General features: G+C 72.1%; 24 protein-coding genes. 16 read left to right on the forward strand and 8 right to left on the reverse strand.

Translation table 11 applies throughout. The features are described from left to right. The coding region (locus IH61_RS47515; protein WP_234327500.1) for a hypothetical protein at positions 1-319 on the forward strand (319 nt) is incomplete at its 5' end. A 484-nt stretch (positions 320-803) separates the two neighbouring features. Here IH61_RS47515 and IH61_RS0137115 read toward each other — a convergent pair. Continuing rightward, complete coding sequence (locus tag IH61_RS0137115) at positions 804-1,223, reverse strand: ATP-binding protein (protein ID WP_051838666.1); 420 nt, start codon at positions 1,221-1,223, stop codon at positions 804-806. Positions 1,224-1,405: 182 nt separating this feature from the next. On the opposite strand from IH61_RS0137115, the gene IH61_RS49300 reads away from it, so the two are divergent. Together IH61_RS49300 and IH61_RS49305 are read left to right on the forward strand one after the other, a co-directional pair. Next, positions 1,406-2,152, forward strand: coding sequence for a hypothetical protein (locus IH61_RS49300; protein WP_234327501.1), 747 nt, complete (start codon positions 1,406-1,408; stop codon positions 2,150-2,152). Continuing rightward, positions 2,149-2,685, forward strand: coding sequence for a GNAT family N-acetyltransferase (locus IH61_RS49305; RefSeq protein WP_031078282.1), 537 nt, complete (start codon positions 2,149-2,151; stop codon positions 2,683-2,685). The genes IH61_RS49300 and IH61_RS49305 overlap by 4 nt, the downstream gene beginning before the upstream one ends. 1 nt (position 2,686) lies before the next feature. On the opposite strand, the gene IH61_RS0137130 is transcribed toward IH61_RS49305, so the two are convergent. Next, complete coding sequence (locus tag IH61_RS0137130) at positions 2,687-3,292, reverse strand: hypothetical protein (protein WP_031078284.1); 606 nt, start codon at positions 3,290-3,292, stop codon at positions 2,687-2,689. A 185-nt stretch (positions 3,293-3,477) separates the two neighbouring features. Here IH61_RS0137130 and tmpA point away from each other — a divergent pair, with 185 nt between their 5' ends. Next, positions 3,478-5,052: a TauD/TfdA family dioxygenase gene (gene tmpA / locus IH61_RS0137135; protein ID WP_037973869.1), complete on the forward strand. Its 1,575-nt coding sequence runs from the start codon at positions 3,478-3,480 to the stop codon at positions 5,050-5,052. 24 nt (positions 5,053-5,076) lie between these two features. Here tmpA and IH61_RS0137140 read toward each other — a convergent pair whose 3' ends face one another. Next, positions 5,077-5,865 carry a GntR family transcriptional regulator gene (locus IH61_RS0137140; RefSeq protein ID WP_031078288.1) on the reverse strand — a complete coding sequence of 263 codons (789 nt, stop codon included), beginning with the start codon at positions 5,863-5,865 and terminating at the stop codon, positions 5,077-5,079. A 309-nt stretch (positions 5,866-6,174) separates the two neighbouring features. Between IH61_RS0137140 and IH61_RS0137145 the strand changes: the two genes are divergently transcribed. The 10 genes from IH61_RS0137145 to IH61_RS0137190 all read left to right on the forward strand — a co-directional run bounded on the left by IH61_RS0137145 (position 6,175) and on the right by IH61_RS0137190 (position 14,732). Next, positions 6,175-7,347: an ABC transporter substrate-binding protein gene (locus IH61_RS0137145; RefSeq protein ID WP_031078289.1), complete on the forward strand. Its 1,173-nt coding sequence runs from the start codon at positions 6,175-6,177 to the stop codon at positions 7,345-7,347. 6 nt (positions 7,348-7,353) lie between these two features. Beyond that, entirely contained in the window at positions 7,354-8,340 is a 987-nt protein-coding gene (locus IH61_RS0137150) for an ABC transporter permease subunit (protein WP_031078293.1), read from the forward strand. After that, on the forward strand, positions 8,340-9,149 hold the full coding sequence (locus IH61_RS0137155; protein WP_031078294.1) for an ABC transporter permease subunit: 810 nt from the start codon (positions 8,340-8,342) through the stop codon (positions 9,147-9,149). Before IH61_RS0137150 ends, IH61_RS0137155 begins: the two co-directional genes overlap by 1 nt. Positions 9,150-9,203: 54 nt before the next feature. Continuing rightward, entirely contained in the window at positions 9,204-10,295 is a 1,092-nt protein-coding gene (locus IH61_RS0137160) for an ABC transporter ATP-binding protein (RefSeq protein ID WP_051838668.1), read from the forward strand. 37 nt (positions 10,296-10,332) lie between these two features. Continuing rightward, a complete protein-coding gene (locus tag IH61_RS0137165) occupies positions 10,333-11,043 on the forward strand; it encodes an HAD family hydrolase (protein ID WP_051838669.1) in 711 nt (236 codons plus the stop codon). Between the two features lie 7 nt (positions 11,044-11,050). Continuing rightward, entirely contained in the window at positions 11,051-11,371 is a 321-nt protein-coding gene (locus IH61_RS0137170; protein ID WP_031078299.1) for a DMT family transporter, read from the forward strand. A 448-nt stretch (positions 11,372-11,819) separates the two neighbouring features. After that, positions 11,820-12,113 carry a hypothetical protein gene (locus IH61_RS0137175; protein WP_031078301.1) on the forward strand — a complete coding sequence of 98 codons (294 nt, stop codon included), beginning with the start codon at positions 11,820-11,822 and terminating at the stop codon, positions 12,111-12,113. After that, entirely contained in the window at positions 12,113-13,435 is a 1,323-nt protein-coding gene (locus IH61_RS0137180; RefSeq protein WP_031078303.1) for a putative T7SS-secreted protein, read from the forward strand. Before IH61_RS0137175 ends, IH61_RS0137180 begins: the two co-directional genes overlap by 1 nt. Beyond that, complete coding sequence (locus tag IH61_RS0137185; RefSeq protein WP_031078306.1) at positions 13,432-14,103, forward strand: hypothetical protein; 672 nt, start codon at positions 13,432-13,434, stop codon at positions 14,101-14,103. Before IH61_RS0137180 ends, IH61_RS0137185 begins: the two co-directional genes overlap by 4 nt. Next, positions 14,100-14,732: an ABC transporter ATP-binding protein gene (locus IH61_RS0137190; protein WP_031078308.1), complete on the forward strand. Its 633-nt coding sequence runs from the start codon at positions 14,100-14,102 to the stop codon at positions 14,730-14,732. Before IH61_RS0137185 ends, IH61_RS0137190 begins: the two co-directional genes overlap by 4 nt. 4 nt (positions 14,733-14,736) lie before the next feature. Here IH61_RS0137190 and IH61_RS0137195 read toward each other — a convergent pair whose 3' ends face one another. The 5 genes from IH61_RS0137195 to IH61_RS0137215 form a co-directional block, all read right to left on the reverse strand. After that, positions 14,737-15,411, reverse strand: coding sequence for a phosphonatase-like hydrolase (locus IH61_RS0137195; protein ID WP_031078310.1), 675 nt, complete (start codon positions 15,409-15,411; stop codon positions 14,737-14,739). A gap of 51 nt (positions 15,412-15,462) precedes the next feature. Next, entirely contained in the window at positions 15,463-16,584 is a 1,122-nt protein-coding gene (locus IH61_RS0137200; protein ID WP_031078312.1) for a TIGR03364 family FAD-dependent oxidoreductase, read from the reverse strand. A gap of 93 nt (positions 16,585-16,677) precedes the next feature. Next, a complete protein-coding gene (locus tag IH61_RS43620; protein ID WP_031078315.1) occupies positions 16,678-17,199 on the reverse strand; it encodes a pyridoxamine 5'-phosphate oxidase family protein in 522 nt (173 codons plus the stop codon). A 236-nt stretch (positions 17,200-17,435) separates the two neighbouring features. Continuing rightward, positions 17,436-18,098 carry a phosphatase PAP2 family protein gene (locus IH61_RS0137210; RefSeq protein ID WP_051838670.1) on the reverse strand — a complete coding sequence of 221 codons (663 nt, stop codon included), beginning with the start codon at positions 18,096-18,098 and terminating at the stop codon, positions 17,436-17,438. Then, positions 18,095-18,760, reverse strand: a complete 666-nt coding sequence (locus IH61_RS0137215; RefSeq protein ID WP_031078318.1) for a DedA family protein — start codon at positions 18,758-18,760, stop codon at positions 18,095-18,097. Before IH61_RS0137215 ends, IH61_RS0137210 begins: the two co-directional genes overlap by 4 nt. A gap of 114 nt (positions 18,761-18,874) precedes the next feature. Between IH61_RS0137215 and IH61_RS0137220 the strand changes: the two genes are divergently transcribed. Then, the gene (locus IH61_RS0137220) at positions 18,875-19,267 is read left to right on the forward strand and encodes a BlaI/MecI/CopY family transcriptional regulator (RefSeq protein ID WP_037973871.1); all 393 of its coding nucleotides are present in this window, start codon (positions 18,875-18,877) and stop codon (positions 19,265-19,267) included. Beyond that, on the forward strand, positions 19,267-20,049 hold a 783-nt coding region (locus tag IH61_RS0137225), incomplete at its 3' end, for a M56 family metallopeptidase (RefSeq protein ID WP_031078323.1). The genes IH61_RS0137220 and IH61_RS0137225, both read left to right, overlap by 1 nt.

Here is a 20,049-nt window from a genome sequence, read left to right on the forward strand (position 1 = left end):
CCCCTCACCCGAACGGCCGCCCCCCGCCGCCGGAGGACACTGGTACCGGCCCCGCCCGCACGAGACCTCCGGAGGAACGGTGAGCGCAGCCCCCATCCCCCGCACCCAGGACGCCGTCGCCGCAGCTCTGCCCCCGGCGCAGCGGATGGAGTTCCACCGCGAGATGGGTGAGACCATCGGCGACGTCCTGCGACGCTGGTGGCTGCGGGCCGAGCTCTACCAGGACCCGGAGGGCGACCGCATCCACGCCGCCGTCCAGAACGGAACCGCCCTCGGCACCTCCGCCTCCGCCGTCCTCCGCCGCCTCGGCACCCGGTGAGCGCACCCGATTTCCCGTGCCGTGCTCATTCCCACGCCCCGAGCTCAATCGTGGCGTGACAAAAGAAACGAACCGCACAGCAACGGGCGGCCCGGCTGACTCGGCCGGGCCGCCCGAACTACGGGAATCCGGTATTGCGGAAATAAAATAGGAACAAATTTGAGTGGGTCCGGGTGCAAGCACCCGGACCCACTCAATAGACCGAGTTCCCCACCCGCCCGCCCTCACTGGAAAACACGCGATTCCGGCGGCCCCAGCCAGGACTGGCCGGGGCCGCCGGAACTCAAGCGCTGCGCAGGAAGTCGGCCTGGCCGACTTCCTGCGCAGCGGTATTTGATGCGGCTGTTCCCGCTGCCCGCCGGAAGGTTCCGGCGGGCAGCGGGACAGGAGCCTGGGCTGGATCAGCGGCGGCAGGTCAGAATTCCGCCGAGTGATCCGAACAGATCACCCCCATCGCCCTGCCCGGACCCCCGGCCCACCATCGTCAGCCGGCCGGCACCCGAAGATCGGCGTGCACCGTCTTGCCGAACTCGTCGGCCGTGACACCCCACTGCCCACGCGTGAGCCTGTGGATCAGCGCGAGGCCCCGGTGGCACTCCTCGTCGACGCCCGCCGCGATCAGGACCGGCATGGTGCGGGAGCCGTCCCGCACCGAGATGCGCACGATCCCGGCCGTCACCCTGCGAATCCTGACGGTCATGTGCGTGAGGCAGCCCGTCCTGACGGCATTTCCGACCAGCTCGGACACGATCAGCTGGGCGTCGTCGATCAAGCCCTCCAACTCCCAATCCACGAGCTTGCCCCGGACGAGTCGGCGCGCCCGGGCCGCCGACTCGGGACGGTAGGGCAGGACGGCGGTGGCAGGTACCAGGACACGGGACGATGCTTGGGCGATGGCAGACACGAATCGCTCCCTCAGGTGGCATGTCAGCCCGGAGTCGGGCTTCTCCCAGTTCACCGTCCGTGGACCAGCCATGAGCGCTGAGCGACCGGCCGTTTGACCGGACGTTTTCGCATCAACGACAACCACACGCGCATCAGCGGTGGCAGAGTGTCGCCAGCAATCGACTCTGCGCAGGGGGCATTGTGGCTGCTCGAAGGCTGGCCGATCTCCGGAAGGCCGCCGGTTACACCCAGGAATCCTTAGTTGATGCCTTCGCGTCGATGGCCAACAGCTTGGCCATCGACGCGGCCGTGAGCGTTCGCCAACTCCGCCGCTGGGAGTCACCGAACCCTCAGCTGGCCGTCGAACAGCGGCGTCCATGGGAGGCGGTGGCGGCGGCCACCGCGTCAGTGGAGTTGGCCCGAGTGCACGGCGGCGCCCGGGTTCGATCGGTCGTGGCCCTGAGGCTCGCACGGGCGCTCTCTGCGGCCGGAGATCATGCAGGGGCGCGGAGCTCGCTCACGCTCGCGCTCACCTGGCACGACCGGGCGGACAAGGACACCGATGCACCTCGGTGGACGGCGTTCTCCGGTCAGGTCGAGATCGACTACGCCACGGCCGCATGGCACGTACAGACCGGGCGTCCGGCCCATGCGATCCCCTTCCTCCGATCAGCCCTGAAACAGCTCGGGCCGACGTACAGCAGGAACGCGGCCCTGTACCGGGCGCGCCTGGCCGAGGTCCTCCTGGAGGCCGGCGAGGTGGAGGAAGCCTGTGCGGAGGCGCTGGCGAGCGCCTCCGCAGCTCAGGGCATGACCTCGGCCCGGCTGGTGGACCGATTGGGCGCAGTGGCATCGTCGGCCGAGCGGATCGGTACGGCACCGGCGCGGGACTTCGTGGCGCGGGTTCGGGCGTTCGGTGTCCGGGTGGAGAACGGGAGGCGGGCGTGACGGTCGTGGTCGAGGTGTTGGACGGCGGGCACACCGCCGTCCTGGAGGAGCAGTTGCGGACCGTTTTCGCCGAAGCCTTCGCGGAGCCGCCGTACGAGGCGGGTCCGCGCGATGTCGAGCGGGCGTTCCGCCGTTTCCGGTCGCAGGTGCGGCGGAGGGGGTTCCGGGCGGCGGTGGCGTTCGACGACGGAACGGCGGTGGGGATGGCGTACGGCTATCCGCTGTCCGCGACCACCGGCTGGTGGGACACGCTCACCGAGCCCGTGCCCGAGGAGATGCGGCGCGAGGACGGGACGCGGACCTTCGGGCTGTTCGAGCTGGCCGTGCGCCCCGCCTGGCGCGGCCGGGGCGTCGGTACCGCGCTGCACCGCGCCCTGGTGGAGGGGCTGGACAACCGGCGCGTGATGCTCAACAGCCGCCCGGAGGCTTCTGCCGCGCAGGCCGCGTACCGGGCGTGGGGATACCGGCGGGTCGGCGCGGCCGTGCCGTGGGAGGGCGCGGCGGTGCACGAGGTGCTGGTGCTGGAACTGTGAATCAGGACGGGACTTCGGCCTGGCGGCGGAAGTCGCGGGCGTGGGCGGCCGCCGTGTCGGGGTCGGTGTCGCTCTCGTTGTAGGTGCCCCACATGCTGCCGTCGGCCCAGTCGCAGACGGCCAGGCGGTGGCCCTCGTACTCGGTGCTGCCGCACTTCATGACGCCCTCGCGGTCGCCCGCGTCGACCTTGTGGAGGTCGGCCGGGGCCATGACGTTGGAGCGCTGGCGGGCGGTCAGGTCGTCGAGTTCGGAGGCGGGCGTGAAGATGTGCTTCTCGTAGACGGTCACGAAGACCATCCGCTCCTGGTCCGCGCTCAGGTAGGTGGTCGCGGAGACGCCCGAGTCGGAGGCGACGCTCACCGTCCGCTTGGCCCTGGACGCCTGCGGGTCGAGCGGCAGCCCGTCGAAGGTCTTCGGGGGCTCGTAGCGGTACGCGCCGAGGTTGGCGAAGTTGTCCGCGAAGTCGACGCCGAACCAGACGGCCCCGAGGGCGGCGGCGGTCGCGACGGTGCGCCAGAGCCGGGCGCGGGAGCGGGGGCGCGGGGCGGCGGGGGTGACGTCGACGAGGAGGTCGGCCTCGGGCTGCGGGTGATCGTGTTCTGACACGGGCCAGATCAGACCAGGTCCGGACCATCCGGGGCAACGGTTTTCGGCCACCACCCCCGCCACAGTTCCCGGAGCGTTCACCTCCCCGGCACCGGGAACTCACCGCCGCCCGGCAGGCTCCCGACAGAGGGGGCCGAGTTGGCTATACAACTCCCCCGCCATTCCGTCGAGCGGAGGAGACACCCGTGACCCCCCTGTCCCCGTACTGGCTGCGCGACAACTGCCCCTGCGCCGAGTGCCGCGACCCGCGCACCGGGCAGAAGCTGTTCCAGATCAACGACCTGCCGGACGACCTCTCGATCGCCGCCAGCGCCGAGGTCGCCGGCAACCTCGAGGTGCTCTGGTCCGACGGCCACCGCTCCCGCTACCCGCTGGCCTGGCTGGACGAGCCGCACGAGGGCGACGGCCGTACGGAACAGGGCAAGCGCCTGTGGGCCGCCGCCGACTTCGCGCGGGGCCTGCCCGAGGCCGAGTGGGCCGCCTACCTCGCCGACCCCGCCGAGCAGGCGTCCGTCCTGGCCGCCGTGCGCCGCAGCGGCTTCGCCCTGCTGCGCGGGGTGGCCACCCAGGACCGCCAGGTCCTCGCCGTGGCCGCGAGCTTCGGGTACGTGCGCGTCACCAACTACGGCGAGCTCTTCGACGTCCGCGTCGAGCCGGACCCGAACAACCTCGCCTTCACCAGCGCGGCCATCGCCCCGCACACCGACAACCCCTACCGCGACCCCGTCCCCACCCTGCAGCTCCTGCACTGCCTGGAGAACTCCGCGACCGGCGGCGACTCCGGCCTGGTGGACGGCTTCAAGGCCGCCGCGCTGCTGCGCGAGGAGGCCCCCGAGGACTTCGCCGTCCTCACCCGCACGCCCGTCCCGTTCGTCTTCCGCGACCGCCGCACCGAACTGCGCGCCGACCGCCCGCTGATCGACGTGGACGCCCTGGGCCGCATCCGCGAGGTCCGGTTCAACAACCGCTCCATCGGGACGCTCAGGGGCGACGGACTCGACGCGTTCTACGCCGCCTACCGCCGCTTCGCCGCCATCACCCTGCGCCCCGAGCTGCAGTTGACCTTCCGCCTCGACCCGGGCGACTGCCTGGTCTTCGACAACACCCGTCTGCTGCACGCCCGTACGGCCTTCGAGCAGGACGGCCGCCGCCACCTCCAGGGCTGCTACGCCGACCTCGACTCCCTCGCCTCCACCCTCGCCGTGCTGCACCGCCGCACCGCCGCGCTGGACGCGATCGCCGACCTGTTCGCGGGCGAGGGCGCCGGGGAGTACCTGGGCGAGGAGGTGACGATGGCCGAGCACATGCTCCAGGCCGCCGCTGCCGCCGAGGCGGCCGGGGCCGAGCCGCACCTGGTGGCCGCCGCACTGCTGCACGACACCGGACACTTCCACGGGGCGCTGCACGGGCGGGATCTGATGGAGGGTCAGGACAATCGCCACAGCGACACGGGCGCCGACTGGCTGGCCCGCTGGTTCGGCCCGGAGGTCACCGAGCCCGTACGGCTGCACGTGGCCGCCAAGCGCTACCTGTGCGCCGTCGAGCCGGGCTACCGCGAGCGGCTCTCCGAGGCGTCCGAGTACACCCTCCGCGTCCAGGGCGGGCCGATGGGCCCGGAGGAGGCCGCCGCGTTCGCCGAACTCCCGGGCGCCGCCGACGCGGTGGCCGTCCGCCGCTGGGACGAGCAGGCCAAGACGGCCGGGGCCGAGACCCCCGGTTTCGACCACTACCGCCCGCTGCTCGCCGCCCTCATGCGCTGAATCCCCCAGGGGCGGGGGCCGAGCTCAGTCCCCGTCCCGCGCGTGCCGCGAAAGCGCCGACGTGGCAAGCGAGTTGTGCACGCTGAACGCCACCGTCCCCGGCAGGTACCGGTCCTGGGACCACTCCACCGGCGTGCCCGTCGGGTCCGTCGTGCGCCGCCGCTCGCGCAGCAGCGGCCCGCCCCGGCGGCAGCCGAGCAGCCGGGCGTCCACCGCGTTGGCGGTGACCACGTCGATGGTGTGGTCGGCGTCGGTGAACAGGATGCCGTGCTCGCGCAGGACTTCGGTGTGCGAGACGACGTCGGCCGGCAGTTCGGCGACGATCTCGCCGACGCGCGGCGGGTAGATCGTCCGCTCGACCATCACCGGCACCCCCGAGAGGGTGCGCAGCCGGACGGTCACGTACACCTCCGCGCCCGGCTCCAGGCGCAGTTGCTCGCGCTCGGCGGCGTCGGCCGGGCGGCGCACCAGGGAGTCGAGGATGCCGCCGGGCTCCTCGCCCCGGGAGTACGCCCAGTGCGTGAAGCTGAGGAGTTCGGAGAAGCTCTGCACCCGGGCGCCGCCGAGGACGACCCGCCGGGTGCCGCGCCGCGAGGTGACCAGTCCGTCGGAGCGCAGCACGGCCAGTGCCTGGCGCACGGTGCCGCGCGAGACGCCGTACCGCTCCGCGAGCGCGCCCTCGGCGGGCAGTCGGCCGGCCTCGCCGTACGCCCCGGTGGTGATGGCCTCGCGCAGGTCGGCGGCGACCTTCCGGTACAGCGCCCCGCCGCGCTCCTCGGCCGCCTTGGCCGGGCGCTCGGACTCAAGTGCCACGTCAGTCAATGTCCCTCCTGGGGCGGTGTCCTGCGCAGCCGTACCGGCGCGGACTGCCCGACCATATCCCGCTGCGCCCTCGAAGCATCGCACCGAACGGATCGAGCTCCGATGGCCGGATTACACCGTTCCCACAGCCGACCCCGGTTCTGGGCCGTCCGTTCACCTTCCCGTCACCGTGCTCCGGGTTACTTACCCCCGTCAGCGAAGTTGGCTAGTCAACTCGGACGGCTCCGAACCGCCGCCACTCGCAGTGATCCCCCGATCAGACACCCGCTCCCAGTTCCCCCTTCTCAGGAGACTGAACCCGTGTCCGTGCACCGCGCCCGTACCGCCGCCCTCGCGGCCGTCCTGACCGCCGCCGCACTCTCGCTCACCGCCTGCGGTTCCGCCGGCTCCTCCTCCACCAAGGCCGGTGGCAACGACGTCTCGGGCGGCAAGAACCCGAAGACCGCCACCTCCCTCGCCGACTTCGGCGGCATGGACGGCCTCGTCGCCGCCGCCAAGAAGGAGGGCAAGCTCCACGTCATCACGCTGCCGCGCGACTGGGCCAACTACGGCAAGCTGATGGACGGCTTCAAGGCCAAGTACGGCATCGAGATCGAGGACGAGAACCCCGACGGTTCGAGCCAGGACGAGATCAACGCGATCACCTCCCGCAAGGGCCAGGACCGCGCCCCCGACGTCGTCGACCTGGGTGCCGCGTTCGCCACCTCCGGCGCGAAGCAGGGCCTGTTCGCCGCGTACAAGGTCCAGGACTTCGACAAGATCCCGGCCACCATGAAGGACGCCGGCGGTCTGCGCTACAACGACTACGGCGGCTACATCTCGATCGCCTGCGACGCCAAGAAGGTCGGCACCTGCCCGAAGACCTTCGCCGACCTGCTCAAGCCCGAGTACAAGGGCATGGTCGCGCTGAACGGCAACCCGACCAAGGCGAACGCCGCGTACAGCGCCGTCATGGCCGCCTCCCTGGCCAACAGCGGCTCGCTGGACAACATCCAGCCCGGCATCGACTTCTTCGGCAAGCTGAAGCAGGCCGGCAACTTCAACCCGGTCGAGGTCACCCCGGCGACCATCGAGAAGGGCGAGACCCCGATCACCATCGACTGGTCCTACCTGAACGCCGGCTACGCCGAGAAGTTCAAGGACAAGGGCATCGACTGGCAGGTCACCATCCCGGCCGACGGCGTCTACGCCAACTTCTACAACCAGGCCATCAACAAGGACGCGCCGCACCCGGCCGCCGCCCGCCTGTGGGAGGAGTACCTCTACAGCGCGGAGGGCCAGAACGGCTTCCTGGGCGGCTTCGCCTCCCCGGCCCTGTTCGACGCCATGAAGGCCGCCGGCACCCTGGACACCGCCGCCGCCGCGAAGCTGCCGGCCGTCGAGAAGCCCTTCACCACCTTCCCGACCGACGACCAGACCACGGCGGCCAAGAAGGTCGTCACCGAGAACTGGGCCAAGGCGATCGCGGGCTGACCTGAGATGACCACGGCTCCCACCCCGGTGCCGGCCAGCACCCCCGCCGCCCAGAGCGGCGGGGGTGCCCCCGGCCCCGTATCCCCCGGCTCCCCCGAATCGGCCTCGGCCCGCACCGCCAAGGCCCCCCGCCCCGGCCGACGCCGCTCCGGCGGCAGCCGCGCCTGGCTGGCCGCCCTCCCCCTGCTGCTGTTCTTCGTGATCGGCTTCGGGCTGCCCGCCGTCGCGATCGCCATCGGCGCGTTCACCACCTCCACCGACGCCCCCGACGGCGGCGGCACCTTCACCACCGACAACATCACCAGTTCCCTCCAGGGCGCCTACTGGACGGCCCTGTGGGGCAGCGTGAAGCTGTCGCTGCTGACCGCGTTGATCGCCGTGATCGTCGGCCTGCCGCTGGCCCAGGCGGTCGCGACCTCCCGCTTCCGGATGTTCCGCGAGGCCGTCATGTCCGCCTCCGGCGTGCTCGCCAACTTCGGCGGCGTCCCGCTGGCGTTCATGTTCGTCGCCACCCTCGGCAACTCCGGCGAGGTCACCAAGAAGCTCGGCCTCACCAAGCACGGCTGGAACCTCTACACCTTCTCCGGCCTCTCGGTGGTCTACCTCTACTTCCTGGTGCCGCTGATGGTCATCACCATCACCCCCGCGCTGGAGGGCCTCAGGACCCAGTGGCGCGAGGCCGCCTCCAACAACGGCGCCACCGCGCTGCAGTACTGGCGCCACGTCGCGCTGCCCGTCCTGCTGCCCTCGCTGCTCGGCGGCTTCGTGCTGCTGTTCGGCGCCTCCTTCGCCGCGTACGCCACCGCCGAGGCCATGGTGGGCAGTTCGGTGCCGCTGATCTCGATGCAGATCGGCGACGCGCTGTCCGGCAACGTCCTGGTCGGCCAGGGCAACCTCGCCCTCGCGCTCGGCCTCGACATGATCGTGGTCGCCTGCCTGGTGATGGCCCTGTACCTGCCCCTTCAGCGCCGGAGTGCCAAGTGGCTCGCCTGATCAATCGCATCCGTTTCGGCCGCGGCGTCGTCCTGCTGATCTGCGGGATCTACTTCGCGGTGCCGATGGCCGCCTCGCTGTGGTTCAGCGTCGACGACAACAAGGGCGGCACCACCTTCCGCGCCTACACCGAGCTGCTGAACGCCCCCGGCTTCACCGACAGCCTGGTGCTCAGCCTCGAACTGGCCGCCGTCACCGTCGCCGTGCTGCTGCTCCTGCTGGTCCCGGCGGTGCTCGCCGCCCGGCTCGGCGCCCCCAAGCTGCGCCCGGTGATCGAGGTGATGTGCTCGATGCCGCTGGTCGTCCCCGTCGTCGCACTCACCACCGGCATCATCGGCGTGCTGCGCTGGGGCCCGGACTACCTGCAGGACACCCCGTTCTTCCAGACCGTCGTCGCCATCCAGGACCCGGACTTCCCGATCGTCCTGATCATCGCGTACGTGCTGATGGCGCTGCCCTTCGCCTACCGGGCGATCGACTCGGGCCTGCGCGGCGTGGACGTGGTCACCCTGGTCGAGGCGGCCCGCAACTGCGGCGCCGGCTGGATGCGCGCGGTGTTCACCGTCGTGCTGCCGAACCTGCGCAGCGCGCTGCTGAACGCGGCCGTGCTCACCGTCGCCCTGGTGCTCGGCGAGTTCACCACCGCCTCCATCCTCGGCTTCGCCCCCTTCTCGGTGTGGATCAACTCCAACGGCAAGAGCGACGGCCAGATGTCCGTCGCGGTCTCGATGCTCAGCCTGCTGATCGTCTGGGTCGTCCTGCTGCTGATGTCCGCCGTCGGCCGTGGCCGCAAGGGCGCCCGGTCCTGAACCGTAGCGCCACCCGGCCCTGAACCACCCACCGCCTTCCAGGAGTTACCAGTCATGACCACGGCCACCGCCATCCCCGGCGGCGTCGCGCTCGCCCCGGGCAGCGCCACCGTCGAGTTCCGCGACCTGCGCCGCAGCTTCGGCGCCACCACCGCCCTCGACGGCCTGGACCTCACCGTCCACCCCGGCGAGCTCCTCGCCCTGCTCGGCCCGTCCGGCTGCGGCAAGACCACCGCGCTGCGCATCCTCGCCGGCTTCGAGACCCACGACTCCGGCGAGGTGCTCGTCGACGGCAGGGACATCACCTCCATCCCGGCGCACAAGCGCGACGCGGGCATGGTGTTCCAGTCCTACAGCCTCTTCCCGCACCTGACGGCCCTCGACAACGTCGCCTTCGGCCTGCGGATGCGCGGCACCGGCAAGGCCGACCGCCGCAGGCGCGCCCTGGAGCTGCTGGAGCTGGTCGGCCTGCCGCACCGCGCCGAGCACTACCCGCACCAGATGTCCGGCGGCCAGCAGCAGCGCATCGCGCTCGCCCGCGCCCTCGCCCTGCAGCCGCGCGTGCTGCTCCTGGACGAGCCGCTGTCCGCGCTGGACGCCAAGGTCCGCCTCCAGCTGCGCGAGGAGATCCGCCGCCTCCAGCAGGAGCTGGGCATCACCACCCTGTTCGTCACCCACGACCAGGAGGAGGCGCTGTCCATGGCCGACCGCGTCGCGGTGCTGCGCGCGGGCCGGCTCGAGCAGTGCGCCACCCCGTCCGAGCTGTACGGACGCCCGGCCACCGCCTTCGTCGCCGAGTTCGTCGGCACCATGAGCCGCATCCCGTGCACCCGCACCTCCGAGGGCGTCGAGGTGCTCGGCCGCCGCCACGCGGTGGACGGCCAGATCCCGGCCGACGGTGAACTCCACGTCCTCGTCCGCCCGGAGAACGTCGACCTCGCCCCGGCCGAGGACGGCCCGGCGCTCGTCGTCAACGCGTCCTTCCTGGGCGCCGTCACCCGCCTCACCGTCCGCCTGGACGACGGCACCGAGGTCAAGGCCGACCTGCCGACCGAGGCCACCGCCGCCCTCCCCGTCGGCTCGCGCGCCGCGCTCACCCTGCCGGAGCGCCCCGTCCTGGTGGACCGCCGCCCGAACGCTGTGTGATCCTTAACCCTCCCTTGAACCACCCGAAGGTACCGCCATGCCTGAATCCCCCCGCCCCGACGACGCATGCCCCGATGACCTGACCGCACTGCCCGCCGCCGTCCTCTTCGACATGGACGGCACCCTGGTCGACACCGAGCAGCTCTGGTGGCAGGCCGCCGCCGAACTCGCCGAGGAACTGGGCCACCAGCTCACCGACGCCGACGCCCCCGAGGTCCTCGGCCAGGCCGTCGAGCACACCGCCGCGCACCTGCACCGGGCCAGCGGCACCGACCTGCCCGAAGCCGAACTCGCCCACCGCCTGGGCGAGTCCTTCGCGGACAAGGTCGCCGCCGAGACCGTCCCGCGCCCCGGCGCCCTCGCGCTGCTCACCGCCCTGCGCGAGGCCGGGGTGCCCACCGCACTGGTCTCCGCCTCCCCGCGCCGGGTCGTCGACCTGGTGCTCTCCTCGCTGGGCCGCGACTGGTTCGCCGTCACCCTGGCCGCCGAGGACACCGTACGGACCAAGCCCGCGCCCGACCCGTACCTCGCCGCCGCCGAGCGCCTGGGCCTCGCGCCCGCCGCCTGCCTCGCCGTCGAGGACACCCCGACCGGCGTCACCTCCGCCGTCGCGGCCGGCTGCGCGGTGCTCGCCGTGCCGTCCATGCCCGTCCCGATGCCGGAGGGCGACCGGATCACGCTGCTCACCAGCCTGGAACAGGCCGACCTCGCGCTGCTCGGGAAGCTCAGCGCCGCCCCGGTGGGTTGATCCCGGCATGCCGTACGTCCTGCTCGCCCTCGCCATCATCAGCGAGGTCTGCGCCACCAGCTGCCTCAAACTCACCGAAGGCTTCACCCGCCTGTGGCCCAGCCTCGGCGTAGGCATCGGCTACGCCCTGTCCTTCCTCCTGCTCGGCCGCGCGCTCAAGCACATCCCGGTCTCCGTCGCCTACGCCGTCTGGTCCGGCGCCGGGACGGCAGCCGTCGCCGGAATCGGCGTCGTCGCCTTCGGCGAACACCTGGGCCGCCTGCAGTACCTGGGCCTGGCGTTGGTCATCGTCGGCGTCGTCGTCCTCAACCTCAAGGGCAGCCACTGACGCGTCAACTGCCTTAACCGCATCAACTGCCTTGCCGGAGTGGGTGGTCGAACCTTTCGACCACCCACTCCGGCGCATTCACCCGCCGTGACCTAAGCTCAGCTGCCGTGGTCGCCGCCGCTCTCACCTCCCGCCCCGCCGGCACCACCCTGCTCTGGGCCACCCTGTCCACCCCATGGCTCGCGGGCGCCGTCCTCGTGCACCACACCGTCGGCCGGCCCCTGAGCCACGCCCTCTACCTGCTGTACCCGGTCGCCTTCCTGACCGTCAGCACCGTCCTCTTCGAGAAGCCCACCGCCAGGTCCGGCGCCGCCGTCCTCCGACGACGCCGTCGTCAGCGAATGGAACCCGTATGGGCGGCGTACGGGTTGCATCAACGTCGACCGGCCGCACACGAACCCCCGGCTAGCCTCTCGCCGAGTACAGCGATCACCAACACGGGGGTTCCATGGCCGACTTCACAGTCAGCCCCGAGTTCCTCGCCCAGCTCTGCAAGGACCTCAAGGGCTGCGGCGACGAACTCGACCAGGGTTTGAAGGCGTTGAAGGGCGCGAGCCGCAGCGGGCTCGGCTACGACTTCCTGGAGGACGCAGGCAAGCACTTCCAGGACAGGTGGGACTACGGGCTCGGCAAGCTCCGCGAGTCCGTCAAGGAGCTGGTCAAGGGGCTGGAGCAGATCCAGCGGAACTACGACGGCACCGAGCAGAGCATCCTCAAGGCCCTCACCCCGGCAGGCAGTTGATGAGCGGCGGCCCGAAGAAGGACTGGCCCGGCCTCGGCTTCGACCCGGCCCCCGGCGACCAGAGCGCCGTCACCAACCTGAGCGCCACCCTGCGCCGCGTCGCCCAGCACCTGGGCGCCATCCACACCACCCTCGGCCAGATCTCCCACCACGAGGGCAGGTGGACGGGCACGGCCGCCGACAAGTTCGCCGAGCAGTTCGGCCCCCTGCCCGGCTACCTCGGCGACGCCTCCGACTCGCTCACCGCCGCGTACGGCGCGCTCGACACCTGGTACAAGGCGCTCACCGAACACCAGCCCAAGGCCACGGAGTTGGAGCGCGCCGCCGTCCTCGCCGCCCAGCACCGGACGGACGCGAGCCAGGCCCACACCACGGCCACCACCAACCCCGACCTCAAGCTCGCCGGCCAGACCTTCCCCGACGACGCCTCCCTCGCCGCCGCCAAGGCGAAGTACGAGACCGCGAAGAAGCACCTCGACGAGACCGCCGCCACCCTGCGCGGCGCCACCGAGGACCTCCAGCACCTCCGCAGCCAGGCCGCCGCCCTCCACACCACCCACACCGGCGACGCCCGCAAGACCGCCGCCGCCATCCGCAAGGCCGCCGACAGCAAGGCCCCGCCGGAGCCCGGCTGGCTGGACAAGGTCGGCGACTGGCTCGACAAGCACGGCGCCGACCTGCTGACGGTCGCGGCGAGCATCGCGGGCGTCGCGGCGATCTTCTTCCCGCCGCTGGCGCTGGCGGCCGTCGCACTCAGCCTCGCGGCGGCGGGGGCGCACGCCGTGAAATACGGCACCTCGGGGCTGTTGCCCCCTTCCTGGGACAACCTCGGCAACTACCTCACCCTGTCCGGCGACATCCTCGGCGCCGTCCCACTCCTGGGAGCGGCGGGCAAGGGCGCCCTCGTAGCGAAGGCCGGCTGGAGGGCCGGTGCCGCCACGGCCACCAAGGCAGGGGCCGCCGAGACGGTGCGCGCGGCCAAGGGGATCAAGTTCCTCGACCCGGCGAACCCCGTGTTCACGACCCTCTTCGAGAAACCGGCCGTCTTCCTCGGGGCGAGCAGGCGCACCGCACAGGAGATCTCGGACCTCGCCCAGGGCGCCACCACCCTCGCCCTGACCGCCCCGACCGCAGTCTCGCTCTTCGACGACAACCCCGGCAGCGACCTCAACAACGCGGTGAACAACACCACCGGTGCCGCCAACACCGTCGGTGCCACCGGAATGGCGTGGAGCGGCGGCACGAAGGCCAAGATCGCCGGCGGAGTGGCCGCCTTCGGCAACGCCTTCGCGACCGGCTGGGACTGGAAGGCCCACCAATGACCGCCGACGCGCCCCCGCTCTGGTTCTCACTGCCGGAGGGCTTCACCCCCGTCGACCTTGAACAGGACCCTGCCGACCGGGTGGACCTGGTCGCGAACGGCGTGGAGGCCGCGTTCGGCGCCGCCCGGCCGGACCAGAAGCTCGGCCTGGTCATCGCCGCCGAGACCGCGCTCCAGGCGCAGTTGCGCGAGGGCGCCGTCCATCTGTCCCTCTGCCTGGGCCGGACCTCGGACGGCACGGTCGTCCAGGGGATGTTCGCCGTCTTCGTCCGCCCCGAGGACCTCGGCGCCCCGGGCAGCTACCCTCGCCGGGCCGCCGCCCAACTGGCCGAAGCCTGGCCCGAGGCGGACGTCGGCGTACTCGAACTCCCCATCGGGCGCACCGTGGTGGCCGTGCGCAACGTCCCCGTGCCGGTTCCGGCGGCGGTCTACGGGACGTCGGAGCCGCTCGTGTCGACCGTCCGCCAGGCCGAATTCCTGATCCCCCACCCGTGGACCTCCCACGTGATCGCGGCCGTCTTCACCACCGAGCACGTCGAGTACTGGGACGAGTGGGTACCGACCATCGCGGGAGCCGTCCGGGGCATCTCCTTCTACGCGCCCCGGGACGAGACGGTGGACGACCAGCCGCCTGAGCAGTGGGACAGGATTCGGAAGGCATTCGGGTGAGGTTCCTCCGCGCGCTCCTCCTCTTCGCCGTCTCGACCGCTCTGATCATCGGCGTGGTCGCGGTGGCCGTGTACGTCAGCTGGCTCCTCGCCCTGGTGGTGGGGTCCGTCTACCCCGTGGTGATGATCCTCGGGTTCATTCGTATGCGCGGGACCGGAGGCGAGGCCGGACCGAAGGCGCACGAGTACGAGAAGACCCTGGGCCTGATCGTGGGGTTGGCCGGGTTCGCCGCCTTCGTGTCGGGCGTCACTGCCTGGAACAACCTCGTCCTGAGCGCGAGCCCGGATGTGACCGCCGTGGTCGTGCACGAGAAGTTCGAGAAGCCCATCGGTCGCGGCCGCGGTCACTGGGCCTTCACCCTCGCCCCCGTCAGTCCGGCGCACCCGGGCGAGACTCTCCCCGGCGGCCCGCTGGAACGGGGCTCGCACCAGTACTTCCTGCTCGACCGCATCACCGTCCGGGTGGACCCGTCCGGATACATCGCCCCGAAGGTACCCGCCGAGGCCGAATCCCCCGTCGGCCTGTTGTGCTTCCTCGGCTTCACCGCACCGATCGCCGGCGTGATCCTCTGGTCACTGCGAACGGGCGGCCCCCCGAGGCCGCCCGTTCGCAGTGAGCCGGTGAACTGACGAACTAACCTAGCAGCCCCGGCAGTTCGGCGATCGAGCCGAGCACGTGCGTGGCCCCGTCCGCCCGCAGGCGGGCCTCGTCGTGGGCACCCGTCAGCACGCCGGCGACCACCGAGGCCCCCGCCCGCGTGCCCGTCAGCATGTCGTAGCCGGTGTCCCCGGCCACCGCGATCTGCCGAACCGAGTCAACTCCCGTGCGCAGCAGGGCCGTCAGCGCGAGGTCGGGGTACGGGCGGCCCCGGCCGGCCTCGGCGGGGCAGAGGGTGAGGTCGGCGATGTCCTCCCACCCGAGGGCGGTGAGGATCCGGTCCTGGGTGGCCCGGGAGAAGCCGGTCGTCAGGACCACCTTCCGCCCGCCGCCCCGGAGTTCGGCGATGGCTTCGGCCGCGCCCGGGAGGGCCTCGCAGTGGCCGGCGTCGACGAGGTCGTGGTAGGCGGCCTCGAAGGCGACGTTGGCGCGCTGCGCCTTCTCCTCCTCGCCGAACAGGTGCCGGAACACGGAGATCTTGGACTCGCCCATGGTGGCGCGCACGTGCGCGAGCATCGGGTCGAACTCCGGGCTCCCGGCCTCCACGCCGAGCGCGGAGGCGGCGGCGGTGAAGGCCCGCTCGACGAGCCCGTCGTCGGCCACCGTCGTGCCGGCCATGTCGAGTACGACCAGTCGGATGTCGTCAGTCATCTCAATTACCCTTACAGACTTGCAGGTTCACAGCTTCACAGGTTCAGAGGTTCACAGGTTGGCGAGTTCGGCGGTGGTCTCGGCGATGGCCGGGGAGCAGGTCATGCCGCGCCCGCCGGGGCCCGTGACCAGCCAGACACCGTCCCGGACCTTCTCCCGGTGCACGACCCGGGTGGTGTCGACGCACTGCGCATACACCCCGGCCCAGCGGCGGCGGATGCGCGGCAGCGGACGGCCGAGCAGGGCCTCCGCCACCTCCGTGACGTGGTCGTACGGGTCCTCGACCACATCGAAGCCGAAGGGGTGGTCGTACTCGTGGGTGTCCCCGATGGTGAGGCCCCCGTCGCGGCGCTGGACCATCAGCATCTGCATCTTGTGCTCGGCGGCCACCGCCGTCTGCGGCTGCGTCTCGCGCAGCCGGTCGAGGGCGGTGCCGGCGAAGGCGGGGTAGTAGCGGAAGCTGTCGCCGTCGGCGACCGAGGTGGTGAGGGTCTCCCCGAGCGGGTCGGTCTGCATCATCTGCAGCCGCACCCGGCGCACGGGCAGTTGGGGGGCGAGTTCGCGGACGAGGCCGCCGAGCCAGGCGCCGGTGCAGAGGATGACCAGGTCGCCGGTGTGGACGTCGCCGTGGTCGTCGCGGACGGCGTTCTCGCCGATGACCTCGCGGACCTCGCGTCCGGGCAGGAAGGTGTAGCGGCCACTGGCCTGCAGCGCGGCCCGCAGCGCGGGCTGGGCGGTGCGGGGCTCGACGGCGGCGTCGCGCTCGCACCACAGGGAGCCGAGCAGTTCGCCGCGCAGGGCGGGGTTGGCGGCGCGGGTCTCGTCGGCGTCGAGCAGCTTGTAGCCGCGGGCGGCGGCGTCGGGCAGGGTCAGGGCCTGCTCGGCGACGGCGAGTTCGGCCTCGGTGCGGATGGCGGTGAGGGAGCCGTTGGCCCGGAAGCCGAGGTCGGGCACCTTGGCGCCGATCTCCTGCCACAGTTCGCGGGCGCGCAGCGCGGTGTCCAGTTCCTCGCCCTGCGCGCGCCCGCTGACCCAGACCAGGCCGAAGTTGCGGACGGAGGCGCCGCGCGCCTCGCTCTCGCGCTCCAGGTGGACGACCTCGTGGCCGCGTTCGACGGCCTGCCAGGCGTGCATGCTGCCGAGCACGCCTGCTCCTACGACGATGACTCTCATGGCGGCCAGGCTGGTGCGTGCAGGTGTCCGAGGGGCGTCGGATCGCCGTACCCCAGATGAATCACCTGAAAAGTTGTACATACAACACGGCCGTCAGCCCTGCCCCCGCACCACCCGGGCCCGCAGGTAGTTGCGCCGCCCGAAGTTCGGCTCGTCCACCGCCGTCAGCTCCTCCACCTGGAACCGGTACAGCGCCGCCGCCCCGCCCCCGGTGAGGTACTGCCGCCGCGTCTCCTCGTCCTGCGCGAAGGACGGGTACCTGCCCTGGTACGCCGCCAGCGCCGCCTGCGCCTGGTGCCCCCACGCCTCGCCCGCGCTGCCGGTCAGCTGCAGCCCGCGCAGCTGCTCGCCGAAGACCGGCGGCGGCAGGAACACGGTGGCGGCCGCCCGGGCCTCCTCCGCGAGGTGGTGGCTGTGCCGGGTGGAGCGCTCGCTGACGAAGTACAGGACGAGGTCGTCGTCGTACGCGAAGAACGCCAGGTTCGCGTGCGGACCGTGCTCGTGGCCGGCCGTGGCGAGGGTGAGCACCATGGCCTCGGCGAGCAGACCCTCGACGCCCTTGTGCAGCAGGTCGGCCGGCCAGTCCCCCTGCGTGATGTCGAGTCGGTACGGCATGCGGCACTCCCTCCCTGGCAGGCGCCTTCGCGCCCCGAGCACGACTGAGCCGGGCGGCGCGCCCCCGCGAACGGGGGCCGCACACCCGGCTCACATGCTCCACCCGCCGTCCGAAATCGGACAAGGGGCGGACCCAACTCCGGCCGCTCAGTACCGCCGAGCAGTGCCGCTCAGTACCGCCCGGTACCGCCGAGCAGTGCCGCTCAGTACCGCCCGGTACCGCCGAGCAGTGCCGCTCAGTACCGCCGGGCCCCGGCGCCGGAGTACCCGTGCGCCACCACCGGCTGCGCACCCGGCCCGAGCAGCGGACGCAGCGCGCCCGCCCGCATCCGGTCCACCAGCGGCCCGCACCGCCGGGCCATCGGCGCCAGCAGCAGCGCGACCACCACGCCGACCGCCGCGCCGACCGCCACGTCGTGCGGGTAGTGCACGCCGACCCAGACCCGGGAGGCGCCCATCAGCACAGCGAGGACCATGGCGATATGCCCGAGCCGCCGGTTCGCGAACCACAGCGAGGCCGCGGCGGCGAAGGCGATCACCGTGTGGTTGCTCGGGAACGACCAGTCCCCGCTCCCCGGGCAGGTCTCCAGCGAGACGCTCCCGGGGATCTGCGCACAGGGCCGGGTCTCCTCGATCACGCTCTTCAGCACCGAGTTGGCCAGGTAGGCGACGACGACGATCACCGGGGAGGCCAGCGCTCTGGCCATGACCACCGAGTCCAGGCCCCGCGCGCGCCACCACGCGTACAGCATGAAGACGGCGAACACCCCGAGACCCAGGGCCGACCAGACCTTGATCAGGTCGTCCAGCCAGTGCGGCGCGGCCTGAGCCCACCTGTTCACCTGGCTGTAGAGACCGCCGTCGATACCACTTCCGTCGAACGCAGCGAGCAGCGTCACACGTCACCTCCGTGACGGCGCGCCTTACGGGCGCGGAACAATTCGAGAACAAGAGGGAGCACGGAGACAACTACTACCAGACCGATGATCGGCAGCAGGTATTGGTCGATCCCGGGAACGGACGACCCGAGCGCGTACCCGGCGAGCACCACACCGACCGTCCAGACGACCCCACCGGCCACCTGCCACAGGGTGAACGAGCGCACCGGCACCTCGAGTACGCCGCAGAGCGGATTCAGCACCGTTCGGACCACCGGGATGAACCTGGCCAGCACGATCGCCTTGCCGTGCCCGTACCTGGCGAGCAGTTCCTCGGCCCGCTGCACGCCCTCCGTCAGGCTCCTGCGCTTCGACCGCGCCAGCAGCACCCGGCCCCCGCGCCGCCCGATGACGTAACCGACCTGCGCGCCCACCAGCGCCCCCACCAGGGCCGCGGGCAGCACCTGCCACAGGTGCAGCTGCGGCCCCTTGGTCGCCCCCGGCACGCACAACAGTCCCGCCGTGAACAGCAGCGAGTCACCCGGCAGGAAGAAGCCCACCAGCAGTCCGGTCTCGGCGAACAGCACCACGGCGATGCCGAGCGCCCCGAAGGCGCCGAGCAGCGAGGACGCGTCCAGCGGGTTCACCGCGAGATGAGCAGGATCGGCAAGGAACTGGAGCAAGGCCGACGGACCTCCCGTACGTTGGAGGGCGGCCCGGAGACGGGCCACCCTGACCGTCTACAATCGCGTAGACGGTCTACAAGACTGTAGACGATAACTGGAGGAAGCGCCGCCATGTCCGACGTACCGTCCGCCCGCCGCCCCGCCGGTGAGCTGGAGGCCGAGGTGCTGGCCGCGCTCTGGTCGGCGAGACAGCCGATGACCCCGCAGGACGTGCAGGCGGCCCTCGGCGGGGACCTCGCCCGCACGACCATCGCCACGATCCTCGCCCGGCTCCACGACAAGGGCACCCTCGGGCGCACCCGCGCGGGCCGCGCCTACGCCTACACCCCCACGGTCCAGGACCCGGCCGGCCTCGCCGCCCGCCGCATGCACACCGAACTCGGCCGCGAGGCCGACCGCTCCACCGTGCTCGCCCGCTTCGTCTCCGACCTCTCCGCCGAGGACGAGCAGCTCCTGCGCGACCTCCTCGGCGACGGCGGGTCCGAAACGGCGGCAGCGACGTGATGCTCGCCGTCTGGGCGCCGCTCCTCCTGCCCTTCCTGGCCGCCCCGCTCGCCCGCCGCCTCGCCGACGCCCTCCCGCCCCGCGCCGCGGCCCGGACCCTCGCAGGCACCACGGCCGTCCTCGCCCTCGGCACCCTCTGCTCACTCGGCCTGCTGGCCGTGGCCGGACTCCTCCAGCTGCCCCCGGTCGCCGCGGTCGGCCACCTCTCCGTGCCCTGGCTCACCGCCGCCGCGCCGTCCGCCCCCTTCGCCGCCGTCGCGGCCGGCCTCGCCCTGGTCGTCCTCACCGCCCTCGCCGTCCGCACCGCCCGCCGACGCCGACGTGACCTCCGCACCGCCCGCGCCGCGCTCCCCCAGCACGCCCCCGTGCGCCCGCCGCGCTCCCCCCGGACCCTCCTCGCCTCCCTCCTCCACCCGGGCGAGCCCCCACTCGACGTCCTCGACGACGACCGCGCCGACGCCTTCGCCCTCCCCGGCCACCTCCACGAACCCGGCCGCATCGTCGTCACCTCCGGCATGCTGCGCGCCCTCGACGGCCCCGAACGCGCCGCCCTCCTCGCCCACGAACGCGCCCACCTCACCGCCCGCCACCACCTCTACCTCGCCCTCGCCGAACACGCCGCCCACCTCCACCCGGCCCTGCGCACCCTGCGCTCCCCCCTCGGCTACCACCTGGAACGGTGGGCCGACGAAGCCGCCGCCGCCCACGTCGGCGACCGCACCGTCACCGCCCGCGCCGTCGGCCGCGCCGCCCTCGCCGCCAGCCGCGCCCCCTGGCCCGCC

This window comes from Streptomyces sp. NRRL WC-3742 (assembly GCF_000720635.1).
GTDB lineage: Bacteria > Actinomycetota > Actinomycetes > Streptomycetales > Streptomycetaceae > Kitasatospora.